This window comes from uncultured Sulfuricurvum sp. (assembly GCF_937936435.1).
Lineage (GTDB): Bacteria > Campylobacterota > Campylobacteria > Campylobacterales > Sulfurimonadaceae > Sulfuricurvum.
The window spans coordinates 1-11,598 of record NZ_CALDDG010000009.1; the positions used below are offsets into that span (position 1 = coordinate 1).

Below are 11,598 nucleotides of genomic sequence, written 5' to 3' on the forward strand. Positions count from 1 at the left end.
AGATAAAGGAATGTGACTGGAGTTCAGACGTGTGCTCTTCCGATCTCTGAAAATTCGTTGCTGTTTTTTTAATCTTTAGGCCGATCAAAATAGTAGATCGAACTATCGGTTTTTGGATGTTTGTTTTCCCAACTGAGATACGAACTTTTCAGATGGCTGCCGTCATCGGAAATTTCATGGATGATTTGATGGACATGGTCTTCGTCGGATTGGCACAATTCCGTCGACATATCGCAGTCAAAAATGATTTTTTTAGGGGTGCTGTGCTGCAAATCGGCGAGAAATTCAGGCTGATTTTGTTTCGAACAGTAATGGGTCGCTTTGAGATTGGTGCAGGCGATGTCTTTGCAATGGTACATAGTCACCATCTGCTTGGTCGTGTCGGGGAGAAGGTCTTCTTGGATCGTCACCTCTCCGCCGATGAGTTTAAATGCGATGCCGGTAGCATTGGTTCCTACCAGAGGCAAGACGGCGGGATGTTTGTACGAGTTAGTTCCGACTTGCGCATCGGCGGGTGCAAGTACCCATCGCCCGCTTAGAGAGTCCTCCATCCAGTTAAAGAGTTCCCATGCCGTTGCATCGTCTCCGTAGCTACTACTGTTTAAAGCAAGAATCGTCGAGATTGTCAGTGTGATTTTTTTGACCATAGATTAGAGCCTTCCCCAATTGATTTTATTGAAATCGCTATCCAAAACGGTCGGAGTCCCTTCTATCCCCGATTGTTCTGCAAGATTTACCTGAGCATCGATCATTGCATCGAGTTGTTTGTCTTCTTCTTCGTTTAGGGCGAGATTATGATATTCGGTTGAGCCGTTGGCGATGGCAATCAGCCTTTCGGCACGCCCTTCTTTATCTTTTAGAATCCATTTGCTCATCGGTATTGCGTCATCGTGAAACGGGAGGGGAAAGAGATATATTTTAAACGTGTATTTCTCCGCAAGTGAAGGCATAAGTCTTTCAAACTGTTTGCAATAAGGACATTGTGGATCGACAAATACGTATACGGTTTTTTTGCCCGATCCGTAAGTAAAGGCTTCTTTTCCTTCTATCATATGTTTGTCGACGCTAAATACAACTTTCCCTTGCCCGTTTGCATAAAGCGCATCGCCCATGATGAGGATTTTTTTGTCTTTCGTAATAAAGAAATCAAACGGTTTTTGGGGTTCGGCATCGGCACCGCGTGTCGATTCTCCGTGTACGAGATAAAGATTTCCTTCGTCTTGTACCTTTAGAATACGAATTTGATTGGATTGAATGATTTCTAGGGAGTTCAGCTCGGAAAGAATCGAATCGTCTGCCGTGAGTGCAGAAGCCGATAGTAAAACACTACAGAGAAACTTTTTCATCTTTTGCCCCTTTTTTCCACCTATTGTATCAGGTTTGTCAGCAAAAAAAATAAAGTTTTACACTCATTATTATTGTCGGTTCATCGTTTTAGCGTTTAGTCGTATTTCGGCGGGTTTATAGCCGTGTCGGGAGGCTTTTTCATAGAGTTTCCGGGCTTTATCGATATCTTTGTCGACGCCGCTACCCGTTTCATAGAGTATTCCCAAATCGACACAGGCAGGGAGGTTATTGTTTCGACATCCTTTCTCGTATAGTTCGGCTGCTTTACTCTCCCATCCTATCTTTTGACAAATTGTACCGTTGAGATAGGCAAAACGCTCGGAATATCCTAGATACAGCGCTAGAGAGATCAATAATAACAATAAGAATAGAGCGATCGATTTCACCGGATGTCCCTTTGTATACAGTGTAAAGGGGATTATACCGTATCGAAGGAAGGGAGGATTGGAAAATCCAAATCATTCCGATGTGGGAAAAGGGGTACTGGTGTAAAATAGGATTTTCCCGCATTCCGTACAGTAATGCTCATATTGGAAGAGCTTATTAATGAGCTGACGGCTCTCAATCAAATTATTTTCACACGTGAAGCAGGTAATGAAATTTTCCTGCACGTTGTTTGGATATTTTGCTTTGTACCATGCATACGTTCTGATTTCGGATTTAGATAACTGCTTCAGCTGATTTACAATGAGACTTAGCGGAATAATCAAAAGCATGATGCCCAGGCTGAGAAAAAACAGATCAAATTCCAATATAAGCGAATAGAAGACGGCAAATATACCGAGCAACATAAAGAGAAGACTGAGTACGACGGGTGTTTTGCTATTCATGAAAATGCCTCTTACGTCAAAAGTGTTTTTAGACGTTACCTATATTTAACGGATACTATTAAACATTATGTTGGAGTTTAGCTTACATCTTATTGAAACTAGTATACATCATTTCTATAGATCAGATTCGGTTTTGCTGGAGAAGTGTATCGAAAACATTTTAGAGCATTAAAAATATAGGTGAAAAATTAAGAGATTAAAATTTTATTTAGTTATAAAACATTTGAATAAATCGGATATTATGAATTAAAAGTAACGTAAAATATTTCAAATAAATTTTAAAAAATATTTTTTAAAAGTTTTTGTAAAGAAAAAAGAGAGTAGTATTCTGATTTAAAAATAACAATAAATCATATTTATAGGTATAAACTTGTCTGACCTTATGTTACATCCTATTTCAGAACAATTCATATGCGGCAGTGATGCCAGGTATGATGATACTTATTTGACAATTGAATCTGAGATAGACAAGATGAATAGTCCCGGTGGAACGGCACAAATCAATTGGCAATACATTCGCGATGAATCCTCATCACTGATTGAATCGTCAACAAAAGATATCAAACTTGTGTCTTGGTGGGCATATGCACAATATAGATTAGAGGGAATGGCTGGATTCCGTTATGCGTTAGAGGTGATGAATCAGTTGTTGGAATCTTTCGGAAAAGAGCTTTTTCCGAAATCACATAGAGCTAAATGGGGTGCTTTTTCTTGGTTTGAGACGGTGATGAATCTTCAGATTATTCAAGATCGCCAAATTGGTATTTCCATCGATGATGCAGAAACGTATTTAGAACTTTTACGTCTTTTACAGAAATCTGTTCAAGTCGTATGTGAGGTTGATGATCGGTTATTTTCAGAAGCATGTCGACTCTTAGAAATAAAAGTATCTGAAAAAAAGCGACGCGATGAAAATGATAAACCGAAAGTTTCGACAACTCCCCTTAGTGCTTTAGATAATAATTCAAGCGGTGAGATTACAAACGATGCCGATGCGATCAAAGTATTGAATCATCTGAAAAAAAATGCTGAGCAGTTAGCCCATTATTGGCGTGAACGTCAAATAGAAGATATTCGTGCATTACGCCTTACTCGGATGATCAGTTGGCTTGAAATCGACACCCTTCCACACGTTCAGAACGGAAATACGATGCTCAATCCTCCCAGCAGTGAACGTATTGATCAGATCGATTCTTTAATTTCAGAGGGAAAAAAAGATGCAGCATTGCAGATTATTGAAAATGTGATTTTTCGCTCACCCTTTTGGCTCTTTGGACATTTTAAGGCATTTGAATTATACGAATCAATCCAAAAAAACAAAGCCGCATCCGAAGTGAGAAATATGCTGATGAGTTTTGTCAATTCTAACGAAGGCGTAACTGAGCTTAAATTTCGTGATGGGACACCATTCGTTCCGTCGCAAATGAGAGAGTGGCTGAATGAACAAACAAGAGGGGGTATGGTTGGCGAAGAGAGTGATAAACCTGTTGACGTGTTAGCGCTTATCGGCGAGCAATGTTATGAACTTGTCAATAAAAAGAATTCAAAAGAGGCGATGGAGATGCTTCAGCGCTCATTTAGAGATGCGGGCTCACAAGAAGAAAAATTCCGATGGAGACTTCTTCATGCGCAAGTAGCACTTGCCGCGGGTAAACCGCTGATGGCATTAGCGCTTATTGAAGAGCTAGAGCGGGAGATAGAACACTTTTCTCTCGAAGAGTGGCAACCCGAATTGGTGGCAGAGGTCTATCGTTTTTATCTCAATTCGTTTAACCGAACCCAAATAGAACGTGAAAAATACGATATCGCGTTCCAACGTCTGTGCCGAGTGGATATGGCAGCAGCAATCGACATTAAATAAAAGGAGTCACAATGAATAAACAGTCCGAATCACCGAAAGAAAGAATCAACGTAACGTATAAACCGGCGACGGGGGATCAAAACGAAGAGATTGAAATTCCGTATAAAGTCACTGTTTTAGGAGAATTCAATCCTAACGAAGAGAAAAAACCGGTCGAAGAGAAGAAAGTGATTAACATCAATAAAAATAATTTTAACGATGTGTTGAAAAATCAAGGTCTCTCCTTGGAGTTTGCTGTTCCTAATCGCTTAACGGATGATGGAAACGATATGAGCGTATCACTCAAAATTCAGAGTATGAAAGACTTCTCCCCTGAAAATATCGTCGAAAATGTGGAAGAAATGAAAAAATTGATGGAACTTCGCCAATCGCTGATCGCACTGAAAGGGCCGCTAGGGAATATCCCTGCATTTAGAAAAGCGATAGAAAACGCGATTTCCGATAAAGATGAACGTGAAAAATTGTTAAACGAACTTACATCAGCCGAATAAAGGGAAGACATGACAACTGAAGCAAGACAACAAATCCAAGGTAACGAATTAAACGGATTTCTTTTAGACAACATTATTGCCGAAACCAATCTTACACGAGAAGATGAAACGTACGGTGTCGTTAAAAGCGGCGTCGGTGCATTGATACGCGAACTATTGAAATCAGAGAACTCTGAAGAAAAAGTGAATAAATCGATTGTCGATCGGATGATTGCGCAGATCGATGCAAAAATAAGTGCACAAATGGATGAGATTCTGCATCAGCAACAATTTCAGGCTCTCGAATCGAAATGGCGCGGTTTGTATATGTTGGTTGAACGCACGGACTTCCGTCAAAATATAATGATGGAAATCATCAATGTTTCCAAAGAAGAGCTGTTGGAAGATTTTGAAGAGTGTCTCGACATTACGCAATCGGGGCTTTACAAGCATGTTTACAGCTCAGGATACGGACAATTCGGAGGTCAGCCGGTTGGGACGATCATTGCTGATTATCAGCTCTCGCCTTCGAATGTTGACATCAAATTTTTAAACAAAGTGGCATCAATTGCCGCCATGAGCCACGCTCCGTTTATCGCTGCGGCAGGTCCGAAATTCTTTGGTTTGGAGAGCTTCGAAGGACTGCCGGATCTAAAAGATTTACAAGATGTTATGAGCTCCCCTCAATTTGCGGGATGGCGCGGATTTCGGGAAACAAATGAAGATTCCCGTTATGTCGGTTTAACGTTGCCGCGTTTCCTACTCAGAGCACCGTATGACCCCGAAAATAATCCTGTTGCAAAATTTGTCTATAAAGAAAATGTCTCTAATAGCCATGAGTCGTACCTTTGGGGAAATACCGTTTATGCTTTTGCTAGTGCCTTAACCAAAAGTTTTTCCAATTATCGCTGGTGTACCAATATTATCGGACCGAGTAGCGGCGGAGCGATCACGGATCTGCCGGTCCATACTTTTGAAAGTATGGGGGATGTCGAAATGAAAATTCCGACAGAGGTATTAGTCTCGGATCGTCGAGAATATGAGCTTTCAGAGCAAGGATTTATCCCTTTGACCATGAGAAAGGGGAGTAATAATGCAGCATTTTTTGCGGCCAATTCTGCACAGGCACCGAAAATTTTTGCCAATACTCCGGAAGGCAAAGAAGCTGAGCTGAATTATAAACTTGGAACCCAGCTTCCATATCTTTTTGCAATTACACGTATGTCTCACTATATCAAAATCTTGCAGCGAGAATACATCGGCTCATGGCGTGAACGTTCGGATTTGGAACGTGAACTTAATAAATGGGTTAAACAATATATTGCCGATCAGGAAAATCCGAGTGCGGAGATTCGTAGTAAGCGACCGTTTAAAAAAGCGCAAATACTGGTAGAGGATGTGGAAGGCGATCCGGGCTGGTACCGTGTCAAAATGTCTTTGCGCCCCCATTTTAAATATATGGGAGCAAGTTTCGAACTCTCTCTCGTCGGAAAGCTGGATAAGGAGTAGATTGTGGCGTATAAAGGGAGCCTTTTTGAACGGTTAAGCCCACCGTCACGGCATATTCACGCGAGTAAAGACGAAGAAGCGATATATCAATCCGTCGCTAACAATCTGTCTCGTATTTTTTCTACCAATGCCGGAAGTGCAGAAACGGTTCACGACTACGGACGTCCCGATCTTAATAACCTTCATATGAGTCAAAAAGATTCAATCGAGATGATTGAAAAAAGTGCGGAAATATGTATCCGAAAATATGAGCCTCGTCTTTTTAACGCACGTGTCGGTATATCGCGAGAACAGCTTCATATCAACGAAATGAATGTACATATCGAAGGTTTTTTAAATCTTAACCGTGTAACAAAAAAAGTGACCTTCAAAGCAAATTTATTAGGCAACGGTGCCGTCAAGGTTTTCAGAGATGACAATTAATAATTATTATCTGCAAGAACTGGGTGCTTTACGAAAACTCGGTGAAGAATTTTCGCTTAAAAATCCGGGTCTTTCTCCATATCTTTCAAAAGAGGGGCAGGATCCCGATGTCGAGAGGGTAATAGAAGGATTCTCCTTTCTTACAGGACGTTTACGTCAACAATTGGACGAGGAATTACCAGAAGTCTCTCATAACTTAGCCCAATTGTTATGGCCTAACTATGTTCGTCCGGTTCCTTCCCATTCTGTTATAGCATATGAAGCTTTGAGGGATCAACGTGCACCGGAAGTGGTTCCGAAAGGGACAGAAGTCTTAAGTGAGGCAGGAAAAACTGCAGAGCAGTATAGATTTCGTACGTGCTACGATACTGTTATTCACCCGATCGAGCTCTCTTCGTGCAGATATTACGTACACGGAAACAAAGGTCAGTTAGAGCTTGATTTTGGAATGAGCTGTAAAGGTTCATTGGATTTGTGTCTATTTGAAAGTTTGCGAATATATCTCAACGGACCGCGTTTCGTTTCCAACGAACTTTATCTCTATCTTTTGGAATATGTAGAAAAGATAGAGATAGAGATTCTCGATTATAAAGAAGAACCGCTTCAAACGGTTTTTATATCGCACCGTTGCGTTTCTCCTGTCGGTTTTGATGTGAAAGAACGGATGGTACCTTATCCGCAAAATATTTTTGACGGTTATGTAATATTGCAGGAGTATTTCTCATTTGAGCCAAAATATTTATTTATCGATATTAATGGGCTCGATACCATTTTTAATCTCGAGAAAGATATTTTAGAACAGAGCCGACAATTTCGACTTCGATTTCACTTGTCAAAACGTTTGGTTTCGGCACAGATAGTTGGTAAAGAGAATTTTGTACTTTATTGTACTCCTATTATCAATTTATTTGAAGTAGATGCGATACCGATTCGTAAAACGTCGACGGAAGAGGAGTATCTTCTCAGCGCTTCGGAATATGAACGTGATGCGAGTGAGGTGTTTTTAGTCGAAGGGGTTCGCGGGTGGATTCCAAGTAAAAATATCTATGAAGATTTTTTACCTTTTGAGTCTTTTGGTTACGGAGATCATGATGAGTATTACTCATTACGTGTCAAACTCTCCGATGATGGAGAACGTACCAATAGTTATATCCGGTTTGCATCGGCAGAAGGGATGTATGAAAAAAACGACTATGCCAATGCAACAATCTCGGTAAAACTTTTATGTACGAATCGGTCACTGCCTTCGCAATTACAGCTCGGGCAAATCAATATTTCAAATCCGCATTCAAATGTAGCACATCTGAAGTTCAAAAATATCACGATTCCTACTGAAAGTTATCCTCCTCCAATCGGAAAAGATTTTTTATGGCGTGTACTATCGAATATGTCGTTAAATTATCTCTCACTTACGGATATCAAAACGTTAACATCGATTTTAAGTACGTATGATTTTCCGGGTGCGCATGATGTAAAGATTAAAAATAAAAATACACTAATGCTGAAAGGGCTTGTATCAATTTCACATAAAAAAGCGGAGATGATTTATGAGGGGTTTCCAATTAGAGGCATTGATACTACATTGGAGATTGATGTCACTAAATTTACGGGAATAGGTGAAGCCTATTTGCTTTGCTGCGTGTTAAACGAGTTTTTTGCTTTGTATTGCAATATCAACTCTTTTCACCGTTTAGAAGTGCGCATGATTGATCATGATACGTTTAAATGGCAGCCTAAAATGGGTCATCAAGTATTGATATGAGAGATATTATGACATTTCAAGAGATCAATACAGAGTTGCAAAATGTCGTTGCCAAGGCAACATTGCCGCAAGCAATCCGTTTGTGTATTCAATACTTGCGTCATTTATATCCTCGAGCGGATGTTGATGCTCTCTATAGAAAAATTCGTTTTAAGGCGAATCCGAGTCTGGCCTTTCAAAAGTCGGAGCTCTCTTCCGCAACATTGCAACAAAATAATGAAGGTAGCTACATTGAGTTAACACTTAATTTTTTAGCTATCTTCGGAAGTGCTTCTCCTCTGCCGTCGCATTATTGTGAAATGGTACTGGAAAGTGCGGATAGCGATCATGTTCTGCAAGATTTTTTGGATATGTTTAACCATAATATTCAAAAGTTCATTTACCCCATTTGGGTCAAGCATCGTTACTACATACAATATCAGCACAATCTTCAAGACCCTTTTTCAAAATATATCCTTTCGATTTTGGGTTTATATGATGAACATGAGCATCGAACCTCTACCTTGAATTTACGAAAGTTGATGCCATATATCGGAATATTGAACATGCGTCAGAAATCTTCGGGAACGCTTTTGGCCATTTTACGTCATTACCTTGTACACGAAGATATGGAAATACGCCAGTGCATAACCGATACGGTAGTAATTCCTGAGTGGCAATACACCAAATTAGGTGGCGAAAACTGCTTTTTGGGAAAAGATATGTTAATCGGAGAATCGATGAAAACAAATAGTACGAAATTTCGGATTATATTAAATGGAGTTTCATGGAATGAGCTGATTGCTTATGGTGTTGACGGCACAAAGATGGATGAATTAAATGATCTGATTTCATTTATGTTGGATGAACCGTTGAAATATGACGTAGCCCTCCGAATACCTAAAAAAGAGATATGTTGCTGCACTCTTTCGGATACGGGTAGCGGATATCTCGGTGTAAACAGTGTTATCGGCATTGCTCAGAAAAATTTAGAAGTGATATTTGCGAGTTAAGGATGAGTATGAAAATAGAATTAAAAAAATTGATTGAAACATTAGATGTCGACACAAAACAAGATTTGCAAAATGCTGCTCAACGATGTATTGCCCGTGGAGGGGGCGAAATTGTAATAGAAGATTTTCTTTTTATTATGTTAGAAGAAGAAAACAGCCTACTAAACGGACTATTAAAACATTATGAAATTGCTCCGGATAAAATGTTGAAAGCACTGCAAAAAGGGGTAAAGTCACATAGCAGTGAAAGCAGTAGTCCTGTTTTTTCAGCAGTATTGATCCAATGGATCGAAGACGCTTATATACTTGCAAAGTTGGAAATGGGGCTTAGTGAAATTAACGAATCCGTCTTACTGATGAGTATGTTGCATCATGGGCCAAAGTATTCCAATACCGCTTATTTTAAACTTTTAGAAACGGTAGATGCCACGCAAGCCTATTTGCTTCTTGAAGGATTGACTGCAGAAGCGACACAACTGGGAAAAACAGCGAATTTAAAGGATCCGATATCCAAACGTCCCGTGGGAGATGATCTCGAAAAATATACGACCGATATGACCCAATTGGCGGCAGAGGGAAAAATCGATCCGGTATTATGCCGTGACGACGAGATTCGCCAAGCGATTGATATTCTTTTACGCCGCCGCAAAAACAATCCTATTCTCGTCGGTGAAGCAGGTGTTGGAAAAACGGCAGTTGTAGAAGGTTTGGCACTTAAAATTATTCATAAAGAGGTTCCTGTACAACTTCACGGTGCAAAGGTTCTTTCGTTGGATTTAGGAGCTATGCAGGCAGGTGCAGGAATTAAGGGTGAATTCGAACGCCGTTTACAATCCGTTATTAATGCCATTCGATCGAGTACGCAGTTCATTATTCTTTTTATTGATGAGTCGCATACTTTGATCGGAGCAGGGGGTAACGAGGGCGGAAGTGATGCCGCTAATTTGCTTAAACCGGTATTGGCACGCGGAGAATTGCGTACGATTGCTGCGACCACATGGTTGGAATACCGGAAATATTTTGAAAAAGACCCGGCACTTTCCCGTCGTTTTCAGAAAATCAATCTGTTGGAACCGAGTGTTGAAAATGCAGTAACAATTTTACGCGGAATCGCCCATAAATACGAGCAGGAACATGAGGTATATATCGAAGATGCCGCACTACAGGCCGCAGCATCTTTATCTGCACGGTACATTACGGGAAGACAGCTTCCGGACAAAGCGATCGATGTATTGGATACGGCATGCGCCAATGTCAAAATCAGTAAAACTAATAAACCGTACGCAATACAGCGTTTTGAAAATGAAAAACTCCGTATTGTACAAGAGATCGACTTTTTAACCAGGGATGATCAGAACGGATTAAAGGACTATACTAAACGTTTAAAGCTATTAAACAGTGATCTGAAACGATTAGACAAAGAACTTAAAAAAAGTGAAGCTGAGTACGAAAAACAGAAAAAACTGGTAGACGAGATTGCAAAACTTCGTTTATTGGGGAAGAAAGAAGCTGTCGCCAAGGAACATCAAAAACTTCTTATGATGCAAGAAGAGTGCCGTTATGTCTATGACAATGTTACTGCCGAACAGATTGCCGAAGTGATCTCGGCATGGACGGGAATACCGTTGGGTAATATGATGCGTGAACAGGCAAAAAATTTGAGTGTGTTTCAAGATCAGATGATTCGGCGGGTTATTGGACAAGAGCAGGCAATCACTTACCTTAATACATTTTTACAGATTTCCGCAGCCGGATTAAAAAATGAGAATGCGCCGACGGGAGTTTTTTTGCTGGTCGGTCCCAGTGGGGTCGGTAAAACAGAAACTGCACGAGCTATAGCAGACCTTTTATATGGAGGAGAGCAGTTTCTAACTACGATCAATATGACGGAGTTTCAAGAAAAACATACAGTTTCGAGGCTCATAGGATCACCTCCGGGATATGTGGGTTACGGAGACGGAGGTCAATTGACCGATCCCGTTAGGATCAAGCCATATTCGGTTGTATTGTTGGATGAGATTGAGAAAGCACATCCTGATATATTGAACCTTTTCTACCAGATTTTTGATAAAGGAACGGTCAATGACGGAGAGGGAAGATCCATCGATTTTAAAAATACGATTATTTTGATGACGTCGAATTTGGCGACGGACGCAATTACACAAATGTGTTCGGAATCTACGGACATCGAATTAGAATCATTAACTAATACGATTCTGCCAATTTTGAGCGACTATCTTAAACCGGCACTTTTGGGACGGATGAATGTCGTTCCTTATATGAATTTGAGTACGGATGCGTTAAAAAAGATTATATCGTTAAAGCTCAAGAGAATCGAAAAACAGCTATCTGCACGTGAAATAGGGTTTAAATACGATGAGGTGCTCTTGGATCATATCGTAGA

The 11,598-nt window shown here is 40.3% G+C and carries 11 protein-coding genes; 7 read left to right on the forward strand and 4 right to left on the reverse strand.

From position 1 onward, the window contains the following. Positions 1 to 68: 68 nt before the first annotated feature. From Q0389_RS01470 to Q0389_RS01485, 4 genes are all read right to left on the reverse strand, one after another. A complete protein-coding gene (locus Q0389_RS01470) occupies positions 69 to 647 on the reverse strand; it encodes a hypothetical protein (RefSeq protein ID WP_298690908.1) in 579 nt (192 codons plus the stop codon). Positions 648 to 650: 3 nt separating this feature from the next. Continuing rightward, positions 651 to 1,346, reverse strand: a complete 696-nt coding sequence (locus Q0389_RS01475) for a thioredoxin fold domain-containing protein (RefSeq protein ID WP_298690910.1) — start codon at positions 1,344 to 1,346, stop codon at positions 651 to 653. Between the two features lie 69 nt (positions 1,347 to 1,415). Further along, complete coding sequence (locus tag Q0389_RS01480; protein ID WP_298690912.1) at positions 1,416 to 1,733, reverse strand: hypothetical protein; 318 nt, start codon at positions 1,731 to 1,733, stop codon at positions 1,416 to 1,418. A 72-nt stretch (positions 1,734 to 1,805) separates the two neighbouring features. Then, entirely contained in the window at positions 1,806 to 2,177 is a 372-nt protein-coding gene (locus Q0389_RS01485) for a hypothetical protein (RefSeq protein WP_298690914.1), read from the reverse strand. A gap of 382 nt (positions 2,178 to 2,559) precedes the next feature. On the opposite strand from Q0389_RS01485, the gene tssA reads away from it, so the two are divergent. The 7 genes from tssA to tssH all read left to right on the forward strand — a co-directional run. After that, positions 2,560 to 4,038: a type VI secretion system protein TssA gene (gene tssA, locus Q0389_RS01490; protein WP_298690916.1), complete on the forward strand. Its 1,479-nt coding sequence runs from the start codon at positions 2,560 to 2,562 to the stop codon at positions 4,036 to 4,038. Between the two features lie 11 nt (positions 4,039 to 4,049). Continuing rightward, positions 4,050 to 4,529 (forward strand): type VI secretion system contractile sheath small subunit, encoded by a 480-nt coding sequence (gene tssB / locus Q0389_RS01495; protein WP_298690918.1) that lies wholly within the window; start codon positions 4,050 to 4,052, stop codon positions 4,527 to 4,529. A gap of 9 nt (positions 4,530 to 4,538) precedes the next feature. Then, positions 4,539 to 6,017, forward strand: a complete 1,479-nt coding sequence (tssC, locus tag Q0389_RS01500) for a type VI secretion system contractile sheath large subunit (protein WP_298690920.1) — start codon at positions 4,539 to 4,541, stop codon at positions 6,015 to 6,017. A 3-nt stretch (positions 6,018 to 6,020) separates the two neighbouring features. Next, on the forward strand, positions 6,021 to 6,440 hold the full coding sequence (gene tssE / locus Q0389_RS01505; RefSeq protein WP_298690922.1) for a type VI secretion system baseplate subunit TssE: 420 nt from the start codon (positions 6,021 to 6,023) through the stop codon (positions 6,438 to 6,440). Continuing rightward, a complete protein-coding gene (tssF, locus tag Q0389_RS01510; protein ID WP_298690923.1) occupies positions 6,430 to 8,202 on the forward strand; it encodes a type VI secretion system baseplate subunit TssF in 1,773 nt (590 codons plus the stop codon). The genes tssE and tssF overlap by 11 nt, the downstream gene beginning before the upstream one ends. Further along, positions 8,199 to 9,194: a type VI secretion system baseplate subunit TssG gene (gene tssG / locus Q0389_RS01515; protein WP_298690924.1), complete on the forward strand. Its 996-nt coding sequence runs from the start codon at positions 8,199 to 8,201 to the stop codon at positions 9,192 to 9,194. The genes tssF and tssG overlap by 4 nt, the downstream gene beginning before the upstream one ends. Positions 9,195 to 9,202: 8 nt before the next feature. Then, a partial coding sequence (gene tssH / locus Q0389_RS01520; protein WP_298690926.1) for a type VI secretion system ATPase TssH occupies positions 9,203 to 11,598 on the forward strand: 2,396 nt, incomplete at its 3' end.

What these genes read in the sequence shown, in the direction of transcription:
- Q0389_RS01470 (WP_298690908.1), bottom strand. Translation starts at nt 647, where the DNA reads ATGGTCAAAAAAATCACACTGACAATCTCGACGATTCTTGCTTTAAAC.
- Q0389_RS01475 (WP_298690910.1), bottom strand. Translation starts at nt 1,346, where the DNA reads ATGAAAAAGTTTCTCTGTAGTGTTTTACTATCGGCTTCTGCACTCACG.
- Q0389_RS01485 (WP_298690914.1), bottom strand. Translation starts at nt 2,177, where the DNA reads ATGAATAGCAAAACACCCGTCGTACTCAGTCTTCTCTTTATGTTGCTC.
- tssA (WP_298690916.1), top strand. Translation starts at nt 2,560, where the DNA reads ATGTTACATCCTATTTCAGAACAATTCATATGCGGCAGTGATGCCAGG.
- tssB (WP_298690918.1), top strand. Translation starts at nt 4,050, where the DNA reads ATGAATAAACAGTCCGAATCACCGAAAGAAAGAATCAACGTAACGTAT.
- tssC (WP_298690920.1), top strand. Translation starts at nt 4,539, where the DNA reads ATGACAACTGAAGCAAGACAACAAATCCAAGGTAACGAATTAAACGGA.
- tssF (WP_298690923.1), top strand. Translation starts at nt 6,430, where the DNA reads ATGACAATTAATAATTATTATCTGCAAGAACTGGGTGCTTTACGAAAA.
- tssG (WP_298690924.1), top strand. Translation starts at nt 8,199, where the DNA reads ATGAGAGATATTATGACATTTCAAGAGATCAATACAGAGTTGCAAAAT.